Below are 21,895 nucleotides of genomic sequence, written 5' to 3' on the forward strand. Positions count from 1 at the left end.
TTCGGGGGGGGGTAATACGATCTATCGAAGATATATGTGCGAGAAACAATAAAAAACAAGGATATTCAACGCCATGTGTAGGTGCGTTGAATATCCTCGAGCTTGAAAAATGTGAAAATGAAGAGAGGGGCCGGTCGTTATCCAAGAAGCTCTGGAGTGCTTGTCTCCCTGTCGTCGTCGATGATGCTGCAGCCTTTGCTGCGCAGCGCCTCGTGCCATTTGGCGTCGAGGGGACGGTCGGTGATAACTGCGGTGATTTCGTCAAAATCGCAGATGCGCACGAAGGACGTTTGGCCAAATTTAGTATGGTCGACTACGAGATACTGCTTATCGGAGCGTTCGATCATCAGGTGGCGGATGGACGCCCACTGGTCGGTTGACTCGGTGATGCCGTTGTTGATGGAAACGGTTCGGCACGAGATAAATGCCTTGTCAACGTAGTATTCGGCAAGGGCTCGTTGCGCAATCGTTCCAAAAAATGCCTGCTCTTTAATAGAAAACTCACCGCCAACGCTCACCAATCGAATGTTCTCGCTTTGGGCAAAGAGGTTCATGATCATTAGGTTGTTGGTGACTACCGTGATGTTGAGGTCGCTGAGGGCCTTGGCAATGTGATAACAGGTGGTCGAGTTGTCCAAGAAGATGGCATCGCCATTGTTTACAAGGTTGCAGCAGCGCTTGGCGATAAGCTCCTTCTCGTTAATATAGACAGCTTTACGCAGGTCAATGTCAATGAGGTTTTCGACACCGCTTTGAATGAATGCTCCGCCGTGGGTGCGCATGAGCACACCCTCCTTTTCCAGGGCTTTAAGATCGCGTCGAATCGTTTCGCCGGTTACACCGAATTGCTCGGCGAGTGCAGCAACAGAGGCGCTTTTTTTGGCGATGATGATTTCTTTGATCTGCTGTTTACGTTCTGCGGCGAGCATCGGTTTCACCTCGATGTTGATTTAAGTGCTTGCTAATCAATATAGCAAGCACAAAACAAAATGCCACGGTGAACTTCCTTTATATGGCCTTTTACCACTCAACTTGTAATTACTACCGTTTGGAAGAATGGCAAAACAATCAGACTTGAACATGTTGACAGTGTGGAATTGGAGCATAGAATCAAATCAAATCAACACGAACCAACACTAAGCAATGGAGAGGAGTTGAAGGAATGGGTCTTATGAATGAGGTGCAGGCTCGTCAGGCCATTGTGGACGCCGGTACTGTGCTTTATAAGCAGGGCTATGTTGTGTCCAATGACGGCAATATCAGCGTGCGCATCTCTCCCGATACCATCGTCGTTACGCCTACGGGTGTTTCGAAAGGCGATATGAATCCCGACATGATGGTTGTCATGAACCTCGACGGCAACGTCATCTCGAAAGGCCTTCGTGGCCCGTCGAGCGAGGTAAAGATGCATCTGCGCGTCTATCGGGAAAACCCCGACGTCACCGCGGTCGTTCACGCACATCCCATCTACGCAACGTCATTTGCAATCGCGGGAGTGCCGTTGGACAAGCCGATTCTTTCTGAGGCGATGCTGCAAGTTGGCGTGGTGCCCGTTGCGCACTACGCAAAACCCGGTACGACCGATGTTCCCGATAGCATCGCTCCGTTTGTTAAGGATTACGCAGCGGTCATGCTTTCCAACCACGGCGTGCTTACCTGGGGCTCCGATCTCGAGCAGGCGCTCGCGCGCATGGAAGTGGTCGAGAACTACGCCAAGGTCACCCTTGTGGTGAATCAAATCGGTTCTGAGCGTGGTCTTTCTCAAGATCAGGTAGACGGTCTTGCAGGCATTCGTCAGAACATGGGGCTTTCGCCCATTGTGATGCCCAAGGGCAACGCAGAGGTAATCAACGGGACCGACGTGATCCCGCAGGGCAACTAAGGATAAGGAAGAATCGCATGGTTCTGAGGAAAGAGCTCGTTCAGGTTCACCAGAAGTACGCCTCTCAGGAAGAAGCGCTTCGATCGATCGCACAGACGTTTGTTGATCTGGGCGTCGTCAAGGAAAGCTTCCCGCAGGCGATCATCGACCGCGAGGCGGTCTATCCAACGGGTCTTCCTGCGTCCGAGTTCGATATCGCTATCTCGCACTGCGACAGCGACCACGTGAACGAGAGCGCCATCGGTGCCGTCGTTCTTGATGAGCCGGTCGAGTTCGAGATGATGGGCGGCATGGGGGATGGCCCGCTGAGCGTTCGCCTGATTTTCATGCTCGCTATCAAGGATCCCAAAGCTCAGGTTCCTACGCTGCAAAAGATGATGGCAATCATCCAGAATCAGCAGCTTTTGAAGGATATTCGCGAAGCCGATACCGCAGAAGAGGCGTTTGACCTCATCGCTCCGGCACTCGCTGAATAGAAAGTCATTATGGTCGCGCCTGAAAGTGGGCGATCGAAAGGGAGAAAGGACGAAAGATGGCTGAGATTAGTATCCTCTCTGTTTGCGGTTCGGGGGTTGTTACCTCCCACATGGTCGCAAACAAGCTTGTCGAGATGTTTGAGGACGAGGGCTACGACGTTACCACCGACGAGTGCAACCCCTCCGAGCTCGACGGCTATCTGACCCGTGGCAGCTACGACTTTATCGCTTACTCGAGCCCTATCGGCGACGACACCCACGGTGTGCCCGCGTTTAGCGCTATGGGCCTGATCACCGGCCTCGGCGAGGACGAGTTCAAAGAGGAGGCCCTTGAGGCTCTTCATGCTGCCGGCAAGTAACTGCCCGCACTGATTTGCATTTACGAATGCTGCTTACACGAAAGGGGATGGCATGGACGCATTCCTGAGCGCCTTGAACATGTTCTTCACGACATTTAAGGCTGCCGTATTTGTACCTGTTTTTATTTTTGTTATTGCTTTGGCAATGGGCGTTAAGCCCAAGAAGGCCTTCTTCTCGGCCCTGTCTGCAGGCGTTGGCCTTGAGGGCTTCTCTTTGGTCATTGGCTCCTATAGCCCGATCCTGTCGCCGATTATCGACAACATGATCAACGCTGTGGGCATTAACCTGCCGATCGTTGACCTTGGCTGGCAGACCACCTCGATCATCGCTTACTCTTATCAGGTTGGCATGATCTACATCGCGGTCGCTATTGCTCTTCAGGTTATCCTGTACCTTGTGCACTACACCACGGTCTTCCAGGCCGGCGACCTTTGGAACAACTATTCCTACTTCGCATGGGGCTCCTGCCTGTTCGTTTTGACCGGCAACTTCTGGCTCGCCATGGCTTGCATGGTTGTCCAACAGCTCTACACCCTGCTTTGCACCGAGGTTATCGCCAAGCGTTGGTCTAACTACTATGGTTATCCCAACTGCACCATTGCCTCCCTGCACACCGCTACCGTGGGCATCTTTGCCGTGCCGCTGAACCTGCTGCTCGACAAGCTCGGCCTGTACAAGGTCAACGCCGACCCCACTGTCCTGCGCAAGAAGCTCGGCTTCATCGGTGAGCCCATGACCCTCGGCCTCTTCCTCGGCCTGTTCATCGGTATCGTCGGTGACTTCAACAAGCTCGGTGAGCTTGCTACCTGGGGCGAGATCACGACTTGCGGCATCGCAACCGCCGCCGTCATGGCTGTCTTCCCCAAGGTCTCCGGCATCTTCGCTGGTTCCTTCTCGCCGATCACCGAGGCCGGCAAGAAGAAGATGAAGGCCGCTGGTCACGCTGACCGCGAGTGGTACCTGGCCGTCAACGACGCTACCGGCTATGGCGAGGCTGCAACCCTCATCACCGGCATCCTCCTGATGCCCACCACGCTCGTTGTGTCCTTCATCCTTCCTGGCAACCTGGTTCTGCCCATGCTCGACCTCGTCGCCATCCCCTACATCATCCAGCCCTTCATCGCTTGCTCTAACGGCAACATCCTGAAGTCCTTCATTGGCGGCCTGATCTTCATGATCGCCAACCTGTACTTCTGCACCCTCACCGGTCCTGCCTTCACCGATGTCGCTATCTCCACGGGCATCGACCTGCAGGGCGCCACGATGGTTACCTCGCTCGTCATCCTTGGCCAGCCTGTCGGCGCCATCATCTTCCTCGCCTTCCTGACGCAGAACCCGATCATCATCGGTGCTGTTGTCGTGGTCTACGTCATCTGCTACGTCCTGGTTCACAAGAACATGACTGCTATTCACGAGTTCATCGAGAACAGCGCTTTGAACCACACGACCAAGAAGGTCGAGACTGCTGCCTAATTCAGCCTGCTTGCTGAAGTAGCAATGCTCTTGCGGCGGGCCGGACATAATCGCCGGCCCGCTTTTTTAAACCACTAATGTTAGAGAGAGGACAACATATGGCAACCGCTGCCGATGTTAAAGTCGAGTACAAGACGCTTGTAAAAGAGTCTGGCCTGCGCATGCTTGAGAGCGGTCTTACCGTGGCCACATGGGGCAACGTGAGCTATTGCGATCGCGAGACGGGTCTTGTCTACATTACGCCGAGCGGCATGGACTACACCACCATCACCGAGGACGATATTTGCGTCTACGATCTGGATGGCAATCATATCGAAGGCGATCGTCGTCCCTCCATCGAGCTCCATCTGCATATCGGCATGTTTAACGCTCGTCCTGAGGCTTGCGCTTGCATTCACACGCATCCTATCTTCTCGACGGTCTTCTCCTCGATGGGCGAGGATATCCCCATCGATATCCATGACGAGGCCGCTCAGGCTCTGGGCGATACGGTGCGTTGCTGCGAGTACCAGCTGCCGGGCACTCAGGCTCTGGCCGATGAGGCCATGAAGACCATTGGTGACAAGGCGAATGCTTGCATGCTTCGCAGCCACGGCCTCGTGTGCATCGGCGCCGATATGGACGCCGCCTTCAAGGTTTCCACAGTTGTCGAGATGGTCGCAGAGATCTACTGGCGCATTCGCGCAACCGGCGGCACGTACGTGCCGATCGCGGCCGAGAACGTTTCTGCCATGCAGGAGTTCGTGAAGACCAAGTACGGCCAGTACTAAGATTGGCGCGCGGCAGTGTGGGGACGCTATCGCGCGATGTAAAGGCAATAACCGAGGGAGAACATCATGGCAGCATCGCCTACTTATACCTACACGTTTAAGGTCGAACCTCAGATGTTTCGACGTGCCCTGTATTTCAACACGTTTGGCAAGCAGCGCATTCAATCGGTCATCATCGCCGCTATGGCGGTGATGGGAGTGGGGATGCTGCTGGCAAATCTCGTCTTTCATGTTGAGATGACAAGCGTGATGCAGCTGTGCTACATCGTTATCATCGCTGCGGTTCCGTTGTTGCTGTTCTCCTGCGAGCATAGCTATCGCGACTACAAGAAGTCGCCTTTGGCCGATGCCGTGCGCTCGGTGTCTATTAACGAAGACTGGCTTAAGTTCAAGGTTGCCGGTGGTGCCGACTCCGAGAAGATCGAGTGGCGTCAGGTTTCGGCAGTCTTTGAGCTTGCGGAGTTCTTCATTATCTATCGCGATGCCAATCTTATGGTGCTTTTGCCCAAGAGCGCTGTGGCCGCAGATGAGCTGCCTAAGATTCGCGCCGTCATGCGTCACAACCTTGGTCGCGGTTTCCATCTGCGTCGTATTGGACAGGTTGCTGCGGCATAGCCTGTTGCGCGCATAGCGCGTTGCGGCATTGTTATTCGTCAACTCTGCCGTTCAAAATCAAACCCGTCATTATTCTCCCTCTGATAGGAAGATTTTGGACGGCGTCTTGAGCCTGGCCCCGTCGGTCCCCACCGGCGGGGCCTTTTTGCGTAGAAACAAACAGTGCGTCGGATAAAGGTGCGGATCTGTTCAGCGCTCGCCTTCACCGCGAAGCCCTTAAAGAGACCGCTCTCGTTAGCGTTGTGTGCAACCTCACCTTGCTTTTGGATGGTTGGTGCACGATTAATCTCTTTTACACTGCCGTTCACCCTCTGATTAGCTCCGTTCATCTTCGAATATCTCGTTTTGACTCCAATTTGAGAAAAAGAAGATAAAAATAGGTGCTGTCAAAAGAAAAAGTAGATAAACAGAGATTCGTTTACCGGCTTTTTCACTTTTGGGAAGAGGGAGGACCTGCATGAGCTCGATTTTGGATACGCCGCTTCTTAAAGAGGCTGTCGCATCGTGCCATTACTTCTGGGAGGCCGGTTGGGGTGAATTCCACGCTGGCAATCTGAGCTATCTTCTGTCTGAAGAAGAGCTGGCTGATTTGAAGCCATTTTTCCGTGACGATCCTATTCGCGTTCCCGTAGCTTTCGATACTTGTGGCCTCGAGGGCCGCTATTTCCTGGCTACTCGTTCTGGCGGTCAGTTTCGCACGTTGCCCAATCGCGTTGAGCGCGACATGGGAATCATCCGCGTGGTCGAGGGCGCTTACGAGATCGTGTGGGGCTATGAGGACGGTGCCGGTAGGCCCACGAGCGAGACTCCTGCTCACCTGCTGTGTCATGCAGCGCGTCTGTCGCAGAATCCCGATAACCGTATTGTCATGCACTGCCATCCCACGTACCTCAACGCCATGAGCACGATTGCCGATATGAGCGAAGAGGCGCTGACCAAGACGCTTTGGTCGCTCAACTCCGAGTGCGTGCTTGTGTTCCCCGATGGCGTTGGCGTGCTTCCGTGGATGAAGTGCGGCGAAGGCCCCATCGGTCCGGCAACTGCCGAGAAGATGAAGACCTATCGCGTAGTCGTGTGGCCCTATCACGGCATCTTCGCTTCGGGTTCTTCTTTCGACGAGACGATTGGTCTTATCGAGACTATCGACAAGAACGCTCATGTCTACGTTTCGGTCGGCGGAAACATCAAGCAGTGCATCACCGATGAGCAGGTGCATGAGCTTGCCGATCACTTTGGCCTTGAGACCGCTTTTTAATAACCCCTGTATTTGATTTGGAGCGTTGTATGTCACAGGACGCAGTATCGCTTGGCTCTCTCATCCACGAGGACATGGTCTATTTCGATGTTGAGGCCGAGACGTGGCAAGACGTCGTGCGAATCCTGGCGGGTCATGCCATCGAGCACGGATATGCCGTCGAGGGCTATGCCGAGGATGTCATCGAGCGCGAGGAGCTTTATCCCACGGGCCTGCCCACCGATGTCATGAAGGTGGCCATTCCGCACGCCATGGTCCAAGACCACGTGAAAGAGGCTGCGATTGTCGTCGGTAAGCTTGCGCACCCCATCGACTTCAAGGAAATGGGCGACGGCGAGAACGATGTTCCCGTCGAGATGGTCTACATGCTCGTAGCTAAGGGCGACAAGCATCATCTGGCTGTGCTCCAGCAGCTTATCAGCGTGTTTGCAACGCCCGAGTTCATGACCGAGCTCAAGACCGTCGAGGACCCGGCTTCGCTCAAGGCAACCTTGATTGACCTGGCAGGAAAAGTAGTCCTTTAGCTTCGGGATTTTGTTCATGTGCAGCAAAGAGCAAATGAACGTTCCATAGATACTCAGATTTGTCTCATAAGGAAGGGAGGAAACAATGAAGAGGATCATCGTTGCCTGTGGAGGTGGAATCGCGACATCCGCAACCGTGGCCACCAAGATCAACAGCAGGCTCAAGGATGCACGTTTGGCGAACATGGCCAAGTGCGACGCGGTCGATATTAAGTCGCTTGACCGTGAGTTTTCCGGTTCGGACCTATACGTTTCGATCACTCCAGTTCGCGGCAAGGTTATCGAAGCCCCGATTCCGGTTATCAACGGCATGCCATTTTTGACTGGCGTGGGTGCCGACGCGTGCTTCGACAAGATTGTGGAAACGCTGGGCCTCAAGTAATGCATCTAGCAACGCATCAACAGGAATGTTGGATTTAGCAAAGGGAGTGTAATACATGGAACTCCTCGCATCATTCTTCCAGGCCATCTTGGATCTGGGATCGTCCGTCTTCATGCCTCTGGTCGTTATGATCATCGGTTTGATCGTAGGTCTCAAGCCCTCTAAGGCTTTTGGCGCAGGTCTGACCCTCGGCGTCGCTATCGTGGGTATTAACCTCGTTGTGAGCTACATGTCGACCTCCATCGGTGAGCCCGTCCAGGGCTTTGTCGAGACACTCGGTCTGCAGCTTTCCGGTCTCGACATGGGTTGGTCGCCGGCGCTCGGCCTCGTGTGGTCTTGGCGCTACGTCTTCTTGATGTTCGTTATCCAGATTGCGATCAATGTTGTTATGCTGCTGCTCAACCAGACCGACACCCTCAACGTTGACATGTGGAACGTTGCCAATCAGGGTTTCACTGCCTTCTTGATCTACTGCGTGACCGGCTCCGTGGTCGCAGGCTTCATCGCTGGCGGTATCCAGGTCATCCTTGAGCTCAAGAGCTCCGACGCCACCAAGTATCAGATTCAGGAACTGACGGGCTGTCCGGGCATCGGTATGCCGCATCCTATGTTCCTTTCGAACATCATCTTCTATCCCATCGCTTGCGCACTGGACAAGGTGTTCCCCGCCGAGACCAAGCTCGACTGCGCTGCTCTGCAGGACAAGATCGGCATCTTTGGTGAGAACCACGTTATCGGCTTCATCCTCGGTACCGTTATCGGCCTTATCGCAGGCCAGGGCGAGCAGGCATTCGCAACCGGCGTTATGGCCGCAACCGCTCTTACTCTCTTCCCGATGGTTTCCAAGCTGTTCATGACTGCCCTGACTCCCATCTCCGAGGCTGCCTCCGCATGGGTCCAGAAGCGCTTCCCCGGCCGTCAGATGGTCGTCGGCCTGGACTGGCCGATCCTCGCCGGTAACTCCGAGATCTGGGTCGCCATCATCCTGACCATCCCCGTTGCCCTTGCCGTTTCCCTCGTGCTTCCCGGCAACACCGTTCTGCCCTTCGGCAACCTCATGAACGTCTGCGTCTGCGCCGCTGCTTTCGTTTCCTGCAAGGGAGACCTGCGCAAGATGATTGTCATCTCCTGGCTCATGGTCCCCATCCTGTGCTGGTCTGCTTCCGACTTTGCTCCGATGCTTACCCAGCTTGCCCAGGAAGTGGGCGGCACCCTGCCCGAGGGCGGCCTGCAGCTCGCTTGGTGGGGCATGGATATCGCCGAGGTCCGTTGGGCAGCCGTCGAGGCCTGCCGCGGCAACATCGGTGGCATCGCAGCCATCGTCGGCTACCTGGCTCTTTGCATCCCTTACTTCAAGGCTCAGCGCAAGGAAGAGCGCGCCGCAGCCGAGCGCATGGGCGTCGAGTACATCGGCAAGTAAGCTCATCGCTTCAAGTATTTAGCTCTAGGAGGTCATTGGAATGTCCAAGAAAGCATCGAACCTGCTCAAAACGATCGCGTGGTGCGTCATGGTTGTGCTCGCTGTCTACTACCTGGTATGCGCATTTACGACCAGAAACCTCGTCGCTACCGCAATCGCTGCTTTCTTGGCATTCATCGCGGTCAAAACGTCTGCAATGGTCCCTATTCCAGAGATCTATCGCAATCAAGGCGTGACCGAGGAGATGTTCTCCGGCAAGCGTAAGAAGAAGTCTGCGAATTAATCGCCCCTTCTCTCGACTTGTACTTTTGCCCGCGCTGCATGCTTCGAGCAAATGCGCGGGCCACCAACGACAAAAGTTCTGAAACGATTCGAAAGGAATTCGATTATGAGCGACCAGACCATGAAGGCAGTACGTTTCTATGCCCCCGGCGACATCCGTGTTGAGGAGATCCCCGTTCCGCAGCCCGGTCCCGGTGAGGTTGTCATCAAGAACAAGGTCACGCTGACCTGTGGTACCGACGTCAAGACCTATAAGCGCGGTTATCGCTATGAGCCTCCCTTCGGCTTTGGCCATGAGGCATCCGGCGTCGTCGCAGCCGTGGGCGAAGGCGTTACCAACTTCAAGGTTGGCGATCGCGTGGTGGCTCACAACTCTGCGCCCTGCGGTCACTGCTACTACTGCAAGCGTGGCGATGAGTCCATGTGCGAGAGCCTGATTCAGAATCAGTTTGATAACGGCGCTTATGCCGAGTATCAGCTCATTCCTGCTCCCATCGTTAACATGAACATGTTCCACATGCCCGACGAGATGAGCTACAAGCAGGCCGCTCTTCTGGAGCCTATGGCTTGCTCCGTCTACGGTACGGCCAACTGCCCGATTGAGATTGGCGACTACGTGGTCGTTAACGGCTGCGGTCCCATCGGCCTGGGCTTTGTGCGCATGTGCGTCCTGCGCGGTGCTCACGTCATCGCTTGCGATATGTCCGCCGCTCGTCTTGAGGCTGCCAAGAAGCTCGGCGCTGTCGATACCGTCAAGGTCGACGAGGTCGAGGACCAGGCTCAGGCGGTCAAGGATCTTACCGAGGACGGCCGCGGTGTAGACGTTGCCATCGAGGCAACGGGTGTTCCGTCGGTCTGGGAGAGCGCTATGCACATGGCTCGCCCGGGTGGTTTCGTCCTGCTGTTCGGTGGCCTGAAGAAGGGCTCCGAGGTTTCGCTCGATGCCAATCTCATGCACTACAGCCAGCTTACGGTTAAGGGCGTGTTCCACACCACCCCGATGTATGTCCACAGCACCTTCGAGATGATCAAGATGGGCCAGTTCCCCGAGGAGATCTTCGTCCAGAACGAGTACTCCATCGACGACACCGAGAAGGCAATTCTCGAGCACGCCTCCGGCGCGGTCATCAAGAACGCAATCGTCTATCCGGACTAATCGTCTCCTTTGCTTCCGAACTGGTTTGAGCGGCACCAACGACAGTTATTCAGCCAGTTCGGAAGCCCTTTCGCGGGCACGCAATGCGGGAACGTCTTGCCTGCGCGCCTGTGCGAACATGGATGAGCGAAACCTCGCTTTTCCATATTCGCGCATGCACATGCTTGTTACGTTGTCCCCCAATCGAATCCCGCGCTGACCTCGGGCCATCGCGGGATTTTTTTACGAGAGGATTTGCTATGAAAAAGTTCATCAACGATCCGGCTGATGTCGAGCGTCAAGTGGTCGATGGTTACGTGAAGGCATATCCGTCGCTCATCGCAAAGGCGGCAGACGATATCGTCGTGCGCGCACATGCCAAACGCGATAAGGTTGCCCTTGTTTCTGGTGGCGGCATGGGCCATGAGCCGGCACATCTTGGATTTGTAGGGTCTGGCATGCTCGATGCCGCGGTGGGCGGCGCGGTGTTTACTTCGCCCGCGGTGGACAGGGTCGCCGCCGGGATTGGAGCGGTGGCGCCTGGCAACAAGGGTGTCTTGCTGGTCATCAAGAACTACACGGGTGATGCCGTGAACTTTAAGATGGCTGAACAGGCAGCTAAAGAAGACGGATTTAGCGTTGACCATGTGGTCGTGGACGATGACGTGGCGGTTCAGGATTCAACGTTTACCGTTGGCCGCCGTGGCGTGGCGGGCACCGTTTTTATTCATAAGTGCGCCGGCGCAGCAGCCGAGGCTGGGGCAGAGCTGCCGGAGGTGAAGCGCGTTGCCGAGAAGGTTATCGCCAACGTTCGCACTATGTGTGTCGCTATCGAGCCCTGCACCGTACCGGCTGCAGGAAAGCCTGGTTTTGAACTCGCGGATGACGAGATGGAGATGGGCGTTGGTATTCATGGCGAGCCTGGTGTGCGCCGCGCTGCCATGGAGCCCGTTGACGCCATGGTCGACGAGATGCTTGAGAAGATCTTGGGCGACATCGACTATTCCGGCCATGAGGTCGTAGTGATGGTCAATAGCTCGGGCGCTACTCCGCCCTATGAGCTCGCTATTGTGAATAACCGCGTACACGATGTTTTGACTTCTCGGGGCATCCCCGTTTGGCGTACCTATATGGGTCCGTATATGACATCTCTCGAGATGCGTGGCTTCTCTATTTCGATTTTGCGCCTGGACGATGAGATCAAGGAGCTCTTGGCGGCGCCCGCTCAGGCTCCTGCATGGGTCGAGGGGTCCGTGGTGCGCGAGGCGACCGATGCCGCTCCTGCAGCGGCAAAGGTGCGCGAGCAAAAGGTTGAGGTTGCCGATGGCGGCGTTGCCGACGAAGCGACGGAGCTTGTGTGCCGTGCACTTTCCGAAGTCGCAGACGTGCTCAGCACCCATAAAGATGAACTCACCGAGCTCGATATGCCTATTGGCGACTCCGATCACGGTATCAATATGGCCCGCGGCTTCGAAGCTGTCCGTGAGCAGCTGCCCGTTCTTGAAAAGGGCGGCGTCCCCGCAGCTCTTCGCACGGCTGGGATGACGGTTGTTTCGAAGGTGGGCGGCTCTTCGGGTCCGCTATACGGAACCATTTTGCGCAAGCTGGGAATTACTGCAAAAAAGATGGGTGGGCTGACGCTCGATTCGTTCACCGTAGGCCTCGATGCTGGGTTCAAGGGAATTCAGGAGCTCGCTGGTGCCAAAGAGGGCGATAAGACCATGCTCGATGCCATGGCTCCCGCTATCAGGTCGCTCGAGCGTAGCGTCGAAGCACATCAAGGTATTGCCGAAGCACTTGACGCGGCTGCCGCAGCTGCCGCCGAAGGAGCAGAGACTACGATTCCGCTTATTGCGCGTAAGGGCCGTGCCAGCTATCTGGGCGAGCGCTCCGTGGGCCACAAGGATCCCGGTGCAGCTTCCTTTGCTTACTGCATGGCGGCGATCGCGCAGGCTTACAAGAATTAAGAAAGAGAGGCGGGCTCGATCGATACGACCGGGCCCGAACTATTGGAGGGGTCTTTTATGGTTGGAACCGTTCTCGTTTCGCATTCGCGGGCTTTGGCCGAGGCAATGGTGGACTACGCTCATATGATGGCGCCGCAGGCAGTGGTAGTTGCTGCTGGCGGCTTGGAAGATGGAACATTTGGTTCGAGCTACGAGAAGATCGAGGCTGCAATCGAGCAGGCGCAGCAGGGTGATGGAGTCGTGGTGCTTATGGATATGGGCAGCGCGGTCATGACTGTCAAAATGGTGCTCGAGGATATGGAAGATGATACCGTTGCCATGGCGGACTGTCCTTTTGTTGAGGGCGCTGTCGAGGGAACCGTACTGGCCCAGTCGGGCGCTGCGCTTGCCGAGATTGTTCAGGCGCTGAGCAACGTTGGTGCCGTTCATAAGCTATGATTTGATTTGTGTAATTAAAGGAAGCATATCGGTGAAAAATGAGTTCAAGGGATGCTTCTTTGTTTGGCGCTGTGGCGTTTAATGCTCACGGCGCAAAGGGGTGGGCGTTATGACTACGGCGACAGAAAAGGCCGGTGAGCGGAAGCTCTTTCCCGAGGAGCGTCGTGCCGCCATTTTGGGCATTCTTTCGCGGCAGCCTAAGGTGATGGTAAACGACCTTGCTAGCAAATTTGGGGTTTCGACCTTTACGGTCCGTGCTGATCTTGATGAGCTTGAGAGCGAAGGCAAGTTGCGCCGCTGCCATGGTGGGGCAATGTCTGTGGCAAAGACCATGAAGGTGGAGGACTATCAGAAGCGGCGCTCTCATGCGAGCGATGCCAAGAGCGCCATCGGTGCTGCCGCCGTTCAGTTTGTCGAGGCGGGCGATTCGATCATTATCGATACCGGCACCACAACCCTGGAGCTTGCAAAGCATCTTGTGGGAATTCCCGACCTTACGATCGTGACCAACGATTTTGAGGTCGCTGCCTTTATCGAGGCGAAAATGCCTGAGGCCGATTTGCTCTTCTTGGGCGGGTGGGTGCGCTCGGGATATCGCTACGCCTATTCGCTCGAATCGCTGCGCTCTGTTGAGCATCTGCATGTTGATAAGGCATTTCTTTCTGCAAACGGCATGACGGTCGAAGACGGCTTCACGTCAGAAAGTTACGAGCAAGCTCAGCTTAAGGCTGCGTATGCGCATGCTGCCTCGGAAACTATTATGCTGATTGACACGGGGAAGTACGGTAAGGTGACCTTTTCCGGCTTTATCGATTTCGATCAGGTAGACGCTGTGGTGACAGAGGAGACGCTTGAGCCTGCTGTTGCCGAGGCTATCCAGAAGAAACATCCCGGTATCGAGCTCATCAGCGCTCGTTAATTGTTTGGGCGAGACTTTAAATTGCGTCTTGAACCTGGTCCCGTCGGTTCCCACCGGCGGGACCTTTTTGCGTAGAAGCGTAGTCGCGCTACAACAGCTTCTTCAGATAGTCGCTTTTTGCATAGAGGATACGGTCGATGTAGATTGCGTCTGACGCACGGTAAAACGCAAGATAATTTCCCGAACGAACGTAGCGATACTCGCTTTTGACTGCGTAAATTGAGGATAGGGGAGTGCCGGATTGGGGAAATCGAGCAAGGAGGCTAATCCGATCCAGAATCTCACCAATGGTTGTTTTTGCCGCCCTTGGGCTTGAGAGTTCGTCGGAGATATAACTGTAGATGCTCTCAAGATCGTCTCGGGCGAGGGGAGAGAATTTAACGTCTAGGGACACGGCCGTTCCTTAAAGCGAAAAAAGCGCCCGTACGGACTCCTCGGATAGCCAACCGGACTGCTCTCCCGATGCCTTGCCGGCTTCGAGTTGCGACATAAGCGTCCCTGCGGCATTGAGGCGATCAAAGTCTTTCATGTCCAAAATCGCATAGCGCCCACGTCCGTTTTTAGTCAAAAAGACGGGGGATCCCTCGTGCACATCGGAAAGGACTTCGTTATAGCTGCGCAGATCAGAAACAGGTTTGATGGCAGGCATTGTTCGCCCCAATCGAAAGATAGCTCGAAATATATTACGTAAAATATTCTGACATATTTCAAATGGCAGACAGCTCTCCATGCCTCTTTTGTTTCCAAACGGTCACGGCCGCATATGTCAAAAACTCTTTCATATTAGAGTGCTATCCTTTCGAGCTATTCGATAAGCGATGGGCGCTGATGCGTAAATATGCATTAAACGCGCTTAAATATGCATTTGGAGATGAAGGAATCGATGGCTATCAAGGTTGGTGTCGTTGGGGCAGCGGGCTACGCAGGGGTCGAGCTGGTGCGCTTGCTTATCTCCCACCCCGATTTCGAGCTCACTGCCATCACATCCAACGCCGACGCCGGGCAGTCGCTTGCAAGCGTGTATCCCGCGTTTGCCGGCGTGTGCGACCTTGCCTTTACCACGCACGACGATCCGATCATCAAGACATGCGACGCCGTGTTCCTGGCCGTCCCGCACACGGCTGCACTCGCTGCCGTACCTGGCCTTCTTGCTGCGGGCGTCTCGGTATTCGACCTTTCGGCCGACTACCGTCTCTCCGATCCCGCTGTCTATGAGAAGTGGTACGCCACGCCGCACACAAGCCCCGAGCTTTTGGCAACGCGCACGTTTGGTCTGCCGGAGATTTTTGCCGAAGACCTTGCAGGTGCCGCCGTGCGCCACGCTGCAGGGGAGGCCACGCTTGTTGCTTGCGCCGGGTGCTATCCTACGGCAACCTCACTGGGCGCATACCCTGCTATCGATGCCGGCTGGCTGGATGATGGCGCCGTGGTTATCGTCGATGCTATCTCCGGTGTGACGGGGGCCGGCAAATCGGCCAACGCCCGCACGCATTACTGCAGCGCCGACGAGTGCGTTGAGGCCTACGGTGTATGCAAGCATCGCCATACGCCCGAAATCGAACAGATTCTCGGTCTGCCGGACCACGTTGTGTTCACGCCGCACCTGGCACCTCTCAAGCGCGGTCTGCTCTCGACCATCAATATTCCGCTTGCCGAGATTCCTGCGCAGGAGCTGACACTCGACATGGTAGTTGAGCGCTATCGCGAGTTTTACGAGGGCCGTCCCTTCGTGCGCGTGCTCGATGCCGGGCAGATGCCCAAGACGTCCTCGGTTGCCGGCAGCAACGCCTGCCAGATCGGTCTTGCCCTTAATAAGACCGCGCGCATGCTTGTGGTGACCTCTGCAATCGACAACCTCTGCAAGGGTGCAGCAGGCCAGGCGATTCAATGCGCGAACGTGGTCTTTGGCCTGGACGAGCGACGAGGCCTCCCTCTTATTGCCATGCCTGTGTAGATCGTTGTATGCACGACGTTGGCTGGCTAAACTGGTACGCAAAACAAATGCCATCGTTGGGGAGTTTCTCGTGTTTGATATCGATTCGTTTGATCTTCGCCTGCGCGCCGTGCCGGAAGGGGGCGTGACGAGCGCCCGGGGCTTCAAGGCTGCAGGTATCCATGCTGGCTTTCGCAAGAACCCGGAGCGCCTGGATTTCGCCATGGTCGCCGCCGAGGCGCCTGTTGCTGCGGCCGGTGTCTTTACTACTAACCGTTTTTGCGCGGCTCCGGTTCAGGTGTGCCGTGAGCATCTGGGCGGCCGCGACTGCGGCTATGGCCAGGTTCAGGGCGTCATTATTAACTCTGGCAACGCCAATGCTGCTACAGGCGAGCCCGGCTTGGCGCTTGCCCGCGAGAGCTGCGAGATCGCTTCGCAAATAATGGGCTGCACCCCCGAGCAAGTGCTCGTGTCTTCAACCGGCGTGATTGGCCAGCAGTTGGGTATCGAGTGCTTTGAGACGGGTATTCCGGCGGCATACGACGAGCTTTCCGAGCAGGGCGGTGCCAATGCCGCTCGAGCTATTATGACCACCGATACGCATCCTAAGGAGTATGCCGTTACCTATGCGAGCGGCGAGCTCGAATATGCCGATTGCCAGTTCACGGTAGGCGGCATGTGCAAGGGTTCGGGCATGATCATGCCCAACATGGCAACGATGATCTGCATCATCACGACGGATGCCCCTGTGGCGCCTGCGACTCTTCATACGTTGCTAACCAGTTGCGTCAACAAGACGTTCAACAAGGTAACGGTTGATTCGGATACGTCTACTAACGATACCTGCATCATGCTTGCTTCTGGAGCTGCAGGTGTCGACGTCCCCCTTATCGAGGAGGGGAGCGACGCCTACGAGGAGCTTCGTTACGCCGCGTATTCGGTATGCGAGGCCCTGGCACGTGGTATTGCCTCGGACGGAGAGGGCGCGTCGAAACTCGTAACCGTTAACGTGACGGGCGCTGCAAGCGAGGAAGATGCCGACACCGCCGCCCGCGCTGTTGCCAACTCTCCGCTGGTCAAGACTGCCATTGCTGGTCACGACTGCAACTGGGGCCGCATCGCCATGGCGCTGGGCAAGTGCGGCGTGGTCTTTGAGCAGACCGACGTGTCTATCGACATTATGGGTATGCCCGTGTGCCGCAAGGGTCTGACGGTTCCCTTTGATGAGGACGAGGCTCTGCGACGATTCGAGGCGCCCGAGATCGTAATCGATGCCGATCTGGGCGCAGGAGAATGCTCCACAACAGTTTGGACCTGCGATCTTACGCATGAGTACATCACCATCAACGGTGATTACCGCACATAATCGCACGCCGGTTAATGCTCCCATCCCGCGGTGCTTACGCATTGCGGCAAACTTCATAAGGATGTAGCTATGAAATACGCACGCGATGCGAAGCCTTCGTTGCTCAATGAACAGACCGCCCAGATGCTTTTCGAGACCCTGCCGTGGATTAAGAACCTGACGGGAAAGGTTGTCGTCATCAAATACGGCGGCGCAGCCATGGTCGATGCCAAGTTGCGCGAGGACGTGATGAGCGACATCGTCCTGCTCAAGATCATGGGTATGCGACCGGTGATTGTTCACGGTGGCGGCAAGGCCATCAACGAGGCGTTCTCGCACTACGACCTGCCGGTCGAGTTTAAGAACGGCCAGCGCGTGACGACGCCTGAGGCTATGGATATCGTGCGCGAGGTCTTGGGCGGCAAGGTTAACCAAGAGCTTGTTGCCGCCATTAACCAGCATGGCAACCTTGCTGTGGGCGTATCGGGCAGCGACGCCGGAACGCTTATCGCATCCACGCTTGACCCCGAGCTCCAGCGTGTGGGCAAGATTGAGAGTGTGAACGTCGACTACATCGAGCGCCTCATCGACGGCGAGTACATTCCCGTGATTGCCACCATCGCCAAAGGCGAGGACGGCGGCTTCTACAACATCAATGCCGATATCGCTGCAGGTGCCATTGCAGGCGCTTTGCGTGCGCATAAGGTTATCTTCCTCACCGATGTCGATGGCCTGTACGAGGATTTCTCGGACAAGGACTCGCTCATCTCCAATCTCACCATGGAGGAGTGCCAGGGGATGCTTGACCGTGGGGAGATTGACACGGGCATGATTCCCAAGCTCAACGCTTGCATCGAGGCGGTTAAGGCTGGCGTATTCCGCGCACATATCATCAACGGCACCACGCCGCATTCGCTTCTGCTCGAGCTCCTTACCGATGCTGGCGTGGGCACCGTGCTCCATTCCAGCGAGACGGCCTACGAGTACGACACGCATCCGCACCCGCTTTCGACGTTTGCGGCACGCCTGTTTGAGAATCTCGATGAGGTTTCCAAGTTGCAGGCACTTTCGTAGCGTTTGACGCGGACGCGCCGTCTAATCTGTTGTAGACATTCTTTTCGACCGAGAGGTTAAGCCATGTCCCTTACCGTACAAAAGGCCCTTGAATCCAACTACGTGATGCACACGTTCGGCCGTTCTGAGGTTGAGTTCACGGGCGGCCACGGCATGACGCTCGTGGGCGACGACGGCCGTGAGTACCTCGATTTCCTTGCGGGTATCGGTGTGTGCTGCCTAGGCCATGGTGCCCCCGCCGTGGTTGATGCCGTGGACGCACAGGTCCATGAACTTACCCATGTGTCCAACTATTTTTATATCGAGCATCGCGGTCAGGTGGCGGCTCTGCTTTCCAAGCTCGCCAACGATGATCTTGCCGGGGCTGCCGCAATCGTCGAGACTATTGACGCAAAGGACGACGAGGCGCTTTTGGCCGCTGCCGCCCCCGTCGAGGGCGAACAGGTTTGGCAGGCATTCTTTTCCAATTCTGGAGCCGAGGCTAACGAGGGCTCGATGAAGCTTGCGCGCCTGTATGCCAAGCGCATGGGCAACGGCGGCAACACGATCGTGGCGCTGCGCGGCGGTTTTCACGGCCGTACGCTCGAGACGATCGCCGCGACCATGCAGGATTGGCTGCAGGATAGCTTCAAGCCGCTGCCCGGCGGTTTTGTGGCATGCGATCCTAACGATGTCGAGCAGCTCAAGAGCATTTTCGACACATATGGTTCCGAGATTTGCGCCGTTATGATCGAGCCCATCCAGGGCGAATCCGGTGTGCATCCGCTTACGCAGGAGTTTATCGAGGCCGCGCGCGACTTGGCCCATGCCCACGGCGGCTTGCTCATCGCTGACGAGGTCCAGACTGGCATTTTCCGCTCCGGTAAGCCGTTTGCCATGCAGACCTACGGTGTAGAGGCAGATATCATGAGCCTTGCCAAGGGTGTTGCCGGTGGTGTGCCCATGGGCGCTGTGCTTGCCAAGCAGGAAATCGCGAGCGCGTTCCGCCCTGGCGACCATGGCTCGACTTTTGGTGGTAGCAACCTCGCGGTGGCAGCCTCGGCTTCCGTTTTGTCCGAACTCGTCCGCGGCGATTATGCAGCCCATGCCGATGAGATTGGCGCATACTTTGCCGAACAGCTGGCTCAGGTACCGCATGTTACCCAGGTGCGCGGCCGTGGCTTGATGCTTGGCTGCGATCTGGACGATACCGTGGCCGACGCGCACGATGTCGTTGCCGCAGCGCTGGCCGCCGGTTTTGTGATCAACGCAACCGGTGCACACACCCTGCGCTTCCTGCCGCCGCTTGTCTGCCAAAAGGCTGATGTTGACGTGCTCATCGCGGGCTTGACGAAGATCTTGGGGTAGGCCGCGAGTAATTCGCGCTTGCATGTATATCTTGCTTTGGGCGGGATGGTTGTCTCTTGCAGCCACCCTGCCCTTCTTCTTTCAAAACCAGCGCACAAACGTTCACTTTTCCTTATTTTTGGCAAAAAGTTGACGTTTGTGCGCGGGTTTTGAGCGGGGGAGGGTCTTGGGCTTTATGTGAAGGGGGTTCGCTGCGCCGCCTCTCTGCGCCTTGCGCGCTGCGCCGGAAAACGCTGCGCGTTTCCCCGGCTTCGCGCCCTCTCGGGTTCGAATCCCCCCCCGCACACGGCACAAACAAAAACGGCCCCGTTGTCGGAGCCGTTTCAAAATCTATGGTGGGCGATGAGGGATTCGAACCCCCAGCCTTGTGCGTGTAAAGCACCTGCGCTAACCGTTGCGCCAATCGCCCGCGGGAACATAGTATATCGAAACCTTTGGCTAGAAGCTACAATGGGATTCGTTTTTTATCCGACTTGCAAAAGGAGCACCAATGACCTCCTCCGTGTTGCCCGTCGTGCCCGAAGGCGAACTTAAGGAGCGCCTCGCCGGCGTTCGCTATGTATTTACCGACCTCGACGGCACCATGCTCGCACCTGGTTCGCGCGTGCTTGCCGACGCTGCAGGAAACCCCAGCGTTGCCTGCGTGCAGACACTTCTTGACCTGCGCGAGGCCGGCGTCGAAGTGATTCCGTGCTCGGGCCGCAATCGCTCCATGTTGCACGAGGACGCCCGCATCTTGGGCTTCAATGCCTATATTGGCGAGATGGGCGGCTTGCTTATGCTCGACCACGGCAAGGACGACTGGTGCTACTTCACAGCCGATATGGACTACGATCCTTCCTGCGGCCTTACGCCCCACCAGGTAATCGAGCGCGCGGGCGTATGCGACAAGCTCGTTAACTCCTGGCCGCATTTGCTCGAGTACCATAACGATATGCAGCAGGGATACAAATATCGCGAGGTCACCGTTGCCATGCGCGGCGAGATTCCCGACGAGCAGGCGCGTGCCCTGCTCGACGCATCGGGCGTTGAGCTCGATTGGGGAGACAACGGCTTTCTCAATCACATCTCTAAGCCCACGACGCTCGAGCTTCCCGAAGGCGTCTCTGGACGTGCCTTTAACGTGAGCCCCCGCGGCCTTAACAAGGGCCGTGCCGTCGCCAAGTTCTGCGAGCTGCGCGGCATTGACCCCATGCAGGCCCTTGCCATTGGTGATGCCTCGTCCGATTTCTTGATGGCGGATTCGGTGGGGACCTTCGTTTTGGTGGAGAATGGACTGGCGAACCCCGGCGCCGACGAATTCTTGGCCACGCACGACAATGCGTTTGTGAGCCAGGGCTGCATCGTCGACGGTTGGGTTATGACTATGAAATGCCTGCTGGCAGCCAAGGAATAGGATTTGATGATGGCGCAGAAAAACACCTGCCCTATCGGTGTGTTCGACTCGGGACTCGGTGGCCTGACCGTGGCTCGCTCCATTGCTACCGCCCTGCCCCACGAGTCGGTGTACTACTTTGGCGACACCAAGCGTTGCCCTTATGGCACGCGTGGCGAAAACGAGGTCCGTTCGTTTGCCCTGCAGGCAGGGCGCTGGCTTTCGTGCCATAACGTCAAGATCATCGTTATCGCATGCAATACGGCAACGGCGGCAGCCCTGCGCGTGTGCCAGCAGACACTCGACGTTCCCGTTATCGGCGTGATCGTGCCCGGTGCTCGCGCTGCTATCAATAGCACACGTACGCGCGAGGTGGGTGTGCTCGCCACGAATCTCACCACGCGCTCTGGCGCCTACACGCGTGCGATTCAAGATTTGGATGCGGGCGTGGACGTGTACGGCTGTCCCGCCTCGAGCTTTGTCGAGATTGTCGAACAGGAGCTTGCGACCGGGGCGCACTTGCAGGAGCGCTGGCTCGAGGACGAGGATATCTTTGACACTCCCGAAGTCCGCGCCGTGGTGCGTCAGGTGGTCACGCCCCTCAAGGGTCACAATATCGATACAGTCGTTTTGGGCTGCACGCATTTCCCATTGCTCGTAGGTCCTATCCGTCATGAATTGGGCCCGGGCATCCGCGTGGTCTCGTCTGCGGAGGAAACCACGCGTGAGCTGGTGGACATCCTGCAGCGTCGTGAACAGCTGGCGCCGGAAGACGCGCTGCCCCAGCACCGTTTTGCCACGACGTCTGATAACCTGGCGGAGTTCGCCGCCGCCGGCAGCTTTATCTTTGGCCAGCCGCTCAAGAGCATCGAGCACGTTTCGCTCGAAGAGCTTGTGTAGTGCCGCGCCGCACGAACAGAGAG

Annotated in this window: 24 protein-coding genes and 1 tRNA gene; 21 read left to right on the forward strand and 4 right to left on the reverse strand. The window is 56.5% G+C overall.

Annotation, left to right across the window (positions count from 1 at the left end; translation table 11 throughout):
* Nucleotides 1–137: 137 nt before the first annotated feature.
* Nucleotides 138–929 carry a DeoR/GlpR family DNA-binding transcription regulator gene (locus HF320_RS01870; protein WP_022386173.1) on the reverse strand — a complete coding sequence of 264 codons (792 nt, stop codon included), beginning with the start codon at nt 927–929 and terminating at the stop codon, nt 138–140.
* Nucleotides 930–1,162: 233 nt separating this feature from the next.
* Here HF320_RS01870 and HF320_RS01875 point away from each other — a divergent pair, with 233 nt between their 5' ends.
* The 15 genes from HF320_RS01875 (at nt 1,163) to HF320_RS01945 (ending at nt 13,898) form a co-directional block, all read left to right on the forward strand.
* Nucleotides 1,163–1,882 (forward strand): class II aldolase/adducin family protein, encoded by a 720-nt coding sequence (locus HF320_RS01875; protein ID WP_211158911.1) that lies wholly within the window; start codon nt 1,163–1,165, stop codon nt 1,880–1,882.
* A gap of 17 nt (nt 1,883–1,899) precedes the next feature.
* Nucleotides 1,900–2,358 (forward strand): PTS sugar transporter subunit IIA, encoded by a 459-nt coding sequence (locus HF320_RS01880; RefSeq protein ID WP_022386171.1) that lies wholly within the window; start codon nt 1,900–1,902, stop codon nt 2,356–2,358.
* 56 nt (nt 2,359–2,414) lie between these two features.
* Nucleotides 2,415–2,717: a PTS sugar transporter subunit IIB gene (locus tag HF320_RS01885; protein WP_022386170.1), complete on the forward strand. Its 303-nt coding sequence runs from the start codon at nt 2,415–2,417 to the stop codon at nt 2,715–2,717.
* 52 nt (nt 2,718–2,769) lie between these two features.
* The gene (locus HF320_RS01890) at nt 2,770–4,191 is read left to right on the forward strand and encodes a PTS transporter subunit IIC (RefSeq protein WP_211158912.1); all 1,422 of its coding nucleotides are present in this window, start codon (nt 2,770–2,772) and stop codon (nt 4,189–4,191) included.
* 98 nt (nt 4,192–4,289) lie between these two features.
* A complete protein-coding gene (locus HF320_RS01895) occupies nt 4,290–4,961 on the forward strand; it encodes a class II aldolase/adducin family protein (protein WP_169276817.1) in 672 nt (223 codons plus the stop codon).
* A gap of 66 nt (nt 4,962–5,027) precedes the next feature.
* Nucleotides 5,028–5,576, forward strand: a complete 549-nt coding sequence (locus HF320_RS01900; protein WP_075844494.1) for a YcxB family protein — start codon at nt 5,028–5,030, stop codon at nt 5,574–5,576.
* 457 nt (nt 5,577–6,033) lie between these two features.
* Nucleotides 6,034–6,831, forward strand: a complete 798-nt coding sequence (rhaD, locus tag HF320_RS01905; protein ID WP_169276818.1) for a rhamnulose-1-phosphate aldolase — start codon at nt 6,034–6,036, stop codon at nt 6,829–6,831.
* Nucleotides 6,832–6,860: 29 nt separating this feature from the next.
* Nucleotides 6,861–7,355 carry a PTS sugar transporter subunit IIA gene (locus tag HF320_RS01910; RefSeq protein ID WP_169276819.1) on the forward strand — a complete coding sequence of 165 codons (495 nt, stop codon included), beginning with the start codon at nt 6,861–6,863 and terminating at the stop codon, nt 7,353–7,355.
* 85 nt (nt 7,356–7,440) lie between these two features.
* Nucleotides 7,441–7,737 carry a PTS sugar transporter subunit IIB gene (locus HF320_RS01915; protein WP_040221175.1) on the forward strand — a complete coding sequence of 99 codons (297 nt, stop codon included), beginning with the start codon at nt 7,441–7,443 and terminating at the stop codon, nt 7,735–7,737.
* A 55-nt stretch (nt 7,738–7,792) separates the two neighbouring features.
* Nucleotides 7,793–9,157 (forward strand): PTS galactitol transporter subunit IIC, encoded by a 1,365-nt coding sequence (locus tag HF320_RS01920; RefSeq protein ID WP_138378192.1) that lies wholly within the window; start codon nt 7,793–7,795, stop codon nt 9,155–9,157.
* A 40-nt stretch (nt 9,158–9,197) separates the two neighbouring features.
* Nucleotides 9,198–9,440 (forward strand): hypothetical protein, encoded by a 243-nt coding sequence (locus HF320_RS01925; protein WP_169276820.1) that lies wholly within the window; start codon nt 9,198–9,200, stop codon nt 9,438–9,440.
* Between the two features lie 105 nt (nt 9,441–9,545).
* Nucleotides 9,546–10,595: an alcohol dehydrogenase catalytic domain-containing protein gene (locus HF320_RS01930; RefSeq protein WP_229064843.1), complete on the forward strand. Its 1,050-nt coding sequence runs from the start codon at nt 9,546–9,548 to the stop codon at nt 10,593–10,595.
* Nucleotides 10,596–10,834: 239 nt separating this feature from the next.
* The gene (gene dhaK / locus HF320_RS01935; RefSeq protein WP_169276821.1) at nt 10,835–12,541 is read left to right on the forward strand and encodes a dihydroxyacetone kinase subunit DhaK; all 1,707 of its coding nucleotides are present in this window, start codon (nt 10,835–10,837) and stop codon (nt 12,539–12,541) included.
* Between the two features lie 57 nt (nt 12,542–12,598).
* A complete protein-coding gene (gene dhaM, locus HF320_RS01940) occupies nt 12,599–12,979 on the forward strand; it encodes a dihydroxyacetone kinase phosphoryl donor subunit DhaM (protein ID WP_169276822.1) in 381 nt (126 codons plus the stop codon).
* Nucleotides 12,980–13,088: 109 nt separating this feature from the next.
* Complete coding sequence (locus tag HF320_RS01945; RefSeq protein WP_169276823.1) at nt 13,089–13,898, forward strand: DeoR/GlpR family DNA-binding transcription regulator; 810 nt, start codon at nt 13,089–13,091, stop codon at nt 13,896–13,898.
* A gap of 88 nt (nt 13,899–13,986) precedes the next feature.
* Here HF320_RS01945 and HF320_RS01950 read toward each other — a convergent pair whose 3' ends face one another.
* Nucleotides 13,987–14,292 carry a type II toxin-antitoxin system RelE/ParE family toxin gene (locus HF320_RS01950; protein WP_040221168.1) on the reverse strand — a complete coding sequence of 102 codons (306 nt, stop codon included), beginning with the start codon at nt 14,290–14,292 and terminating at the stop codon, nt 13,987–13,989.
* A gap of 9 nt (nt 14,293–14,301) precedes the next feature.
* Nucleotides 14,302–14,547 carry a type II toxin-antitoxin system Phd/YefM family antitoxin gene (locus tag HF320_RS01955; protein WP_022386165.1) on the reverse strand — a complete coding sequence of 82 codons (246 nt, stop codon included), beginning with the start codon at nt 14,545–14,547 and terminating at the stop codon, nt 14,302–14,304.
* Between the two features lie 234 nt (nt 14,548–14,781).
* Between HF320_RS01955 and argC the strand changes: the two genes are divergently transcribed.
* The 4 genes from argC (at nt 14,782) to HF320_RS01975 (ending at nt 19,597) form a co-directional block, all read left to right on the forward strand.
* Nucleotides 14,782–15,852, forward strand: a complete 1,071-nt coding sequence (argC, locus tag HF320_RS01960) for an N-acetyl-gamma-glutamyl-phosphate reductase (RefSeq protein WP_169276824.1) — start codon at nt 14,782–14,784, stop codon at nt 15,850–15,852.
* 70 nt (nt 15,853–15,922) lie between these two features.
* Entirely contained in the window at nt 15,923–17,197 is a 1,275-nt protein-coding gene (gene argJ, locus HF320_RS01965; protein WP_169276825.1) for a bifunctional glutamate N-acetyltransferase/amino-acid acetyltransferase ArgJ, read from the forward strand.
* A 69-nt stretch (nt 17,198–17,266) separates the two neighbouring features.
* Nucleotides 17,267–18,250: an acetylglutamate kinase gene (gene argB, locus HF320_RS01970; RefSeq protein ID WP_169276826.1), complete on the forward strand. Its 984-nt coding sequence runs from the start codon at nt 17,267–17,269 to the stop codon at nt 18,248–18,250.
* Nucleotides 18,251–18,313: 63 nt separating this feature from the next.
* A complete protein-coding gene (locus HF320_RS01975; protein ID WP_169276827.1) occupies nt 18,314–19,597 on the forward strand; it encodes an aspartate aminotransferase family protein in 1,284 nt (427 codons plus the stop codon).
* 333 nt (nt 19,598–19,930) lie between these two features.
* On the opposite strand, the gene HF320_RS01980 is transcribed toward HF320_RS01975, so the two are convergent.
* A tRNA-Val gene (locus HF320_RS01980) sits at nt 19,931–20,006 on the reverse strand.
* An 81-nt stretch (nt 20,007–20,087) separates the two neighbouring features.
* Between HF320_RS01980 and HF320_RS01985 the strand changes: the two genes are divergently transcribed.
* Together HF320_RS01985 and murI are read left to right on the forward strand one after the other, a co-directional pair.
* The gene (locus HF320_RS01985) at nt 20,088–20,993 is read left to right on the forward strand and encodes an HAD family hydrolase (RefSeq protein WP_022386210.1); all 906 of its coding nucleotides are present in this window, start codon (nt 20,088–20,090) and stop codon (nt 20,991–20,993) included.
* Between the two features lie 6 nt (nt 20,994–20,999).
* On the forward strand, nt 21,000–21,872 hold the full coding sequence (murI, locus tag HF320_RS01990) for a glutamate racemase (RefSeq protein ID WP_169276828.1): 873 nt from the start codon (nt 21,000–21,002) through the stop codon (nt 21,870–21,872).
* The last annotated feature ends 23 nt before the right edge of the window (nt 21,873–21,895 follow it).

It is taken from the genome of Collinsella acetigenes (assembly GCF_012844445.1).
In the GTDB taxonomy this organism is placed as follows: domain Bacteria; phylum Actinomycetota; class Coriobacteriia; order Coriobacteriales; family Coriobacteriaceae; genus Collinsella; species Collinsella acetigenes.

What these genes read in the sequence shown, in the direction of transcription:
- argB (WP_169276826.1), top strand. Translation starts at nt 17,267, where the DNA reads ATGAAATACGCACGCGATGCGAAGCCTTCGTTGCTCAATGAACAGACC.
- HF320_RS01900 (WP_075844494.1), top strand. Translation starts at nt 5,028, where the DNA reads ATGGCAGCATCGCCTACTTATACCTACACGTTTAAGGTCGAACCTCAG.
- HF320_RS01955 (WP_022386165.1), bottom strand. Translation starts at nt 14,547, where the DNA reads ATGCCTGCCATCAAACCTGTTTCTGATCTGCGCAGCTATAACGAAGTC.
- HF320_RS01870 (WP_022386173.1), bottom strand. Translation starts at nt 929, where the DNA reads ATGCTCGCCGCAGAACGTAAACAGCAGATCAAAGAAATCATCATCGCC.
- murI (WP_169276828.1), top strand. Translation starts at nt 21,000, where the DNA reads ATGATGGCGCAGAAAAACACCTGCCCTATCGGTGTGTTCGACTCGGGA.
- HF320_RS01875 (WP_211158911.1), top strand. Translation starts at nt 1,163, where the DNA reads ATGGGTCTTATGAATGAGGTGCAGGCTCGTCAGGCCATTGTGGACGCC.
- HF320_RS01885 (WP_022386170.1), top strand. Translation starts at nt 2,415, where the DNA reads ATGGCTGAGATTAGTATCCTCTCTGTTTGCGGTTCGGGGGTTGTTACC.
- HF320_RS01925 (WP_169276820.1), top strand. Translation starts at nt 9,198, where the DNA reads ATGTCCAAGAAAGCATCGAACCTGCTCAAAACGATCGCGTGGTGCGTC.
- HF320_RS01975 (WP_169276827.1), top strand. Translation starts at nt 18,314, where the DNA reads ATGTCCCTTACCGTACAAAAGGCCCTTGAATCCAACTACGTGATGCAC.
- HF320_RS01920 (WP_138378192.1), top strand. Translation starts at nt 7,793, where the DNA reads ATGGAACTCCTCGCATCATTCTTCCAGGCCATCTTGGATCTGGGATCG.
- dhaK (WP_169276821.1), top strand. Translation starts at nt 10,835, where the DNA reads ATGAAAAAGTTCATCAACGATCCGGCTGATGTCGAGCGTCAAGTGGTC.
- HF320_RS01880 (WP_022386171.1), top strand. Translation starts at nt 1,900, where the DNA reads ATGGTTCTGAGGAAAGAGCTCGTTCAGGTTCACCAGAAGTACGCCTCT.
- HF320_RS01895 (WP_169276817.1), top strand. Translation starts at nt 4,290, where the DNA reads ATGGCAACCGCTGCCGATGTTAAAGTCGAGTACAAGACGCTTGTAAAA.
- argC (WP_169276824.1), top strand. Translation starts at nt 14,782, where the DNA reads ATGGCTATCAAGGTTGGTGTCGTTGGGGCAGCGGGCTACGCAGGGGTC.
- HF320_RS01890 (WP_211158912.1), top strand. Translation starts at nt 2,770, where the DNA reads ATGGACGCATTCCTGAGCGCCTTGAACATGTTCTTCACGACATTTAAG.
- HF320_RS01910 (WP_169276819.1), top strand. Translation starts at nt 6,861, where the DNA reads ATGTCACAGGACGCAGTATCGCTTGGCTCTCTCATCCACGAGGACATG.
- dhaM (WP_169276822.1), top strand. Translation starts at nt 12,599, where the DNA reads ATGGTTGGAACCGTTCTCGTTTCGCATTCGCGGGCTTTGGCCGAGGCA.
- HF320_RS01985 (WP_022386210.1), top strand. Translation starts at nt 20,088, where the DNA reads ATGACCTCCTCCGTGTTGCCCGTCGTGCCCGAAGGCGAACTTAAGGAG.
- HF320_RS01945 (WP_169276823.1), top strand. Translation starts at nt 13,089, where the DNA reads ATGACTACGGCGACAGAAAAGGCCGGTGAGCGGAAGCTCTTTCCCGAG.
- HF320_RS01930 (WP_229064843.1), top strand. Translation starts at nt 9,546, where the DNA reads ATGAGCGACCAGACCATGAAGGCAGTACGTTTCTATGCCCCCGGCGAC.
- rhaD (WP_169276818.1), top strand. Translation starts at nt 6,034, where the DNA reads ATGAGCTCGATTTTGGATACGCCGCTTCTTAAAGAGGCTGTCGCATCG.
- HF320_RS01915 (WP_040221175.1), top strand. Translation starts at nt 7,441, where the DNA reads ATGAAGAGGATCATCGTTGCCTGTGGAGGTGGAATCGCGACATCCGCA.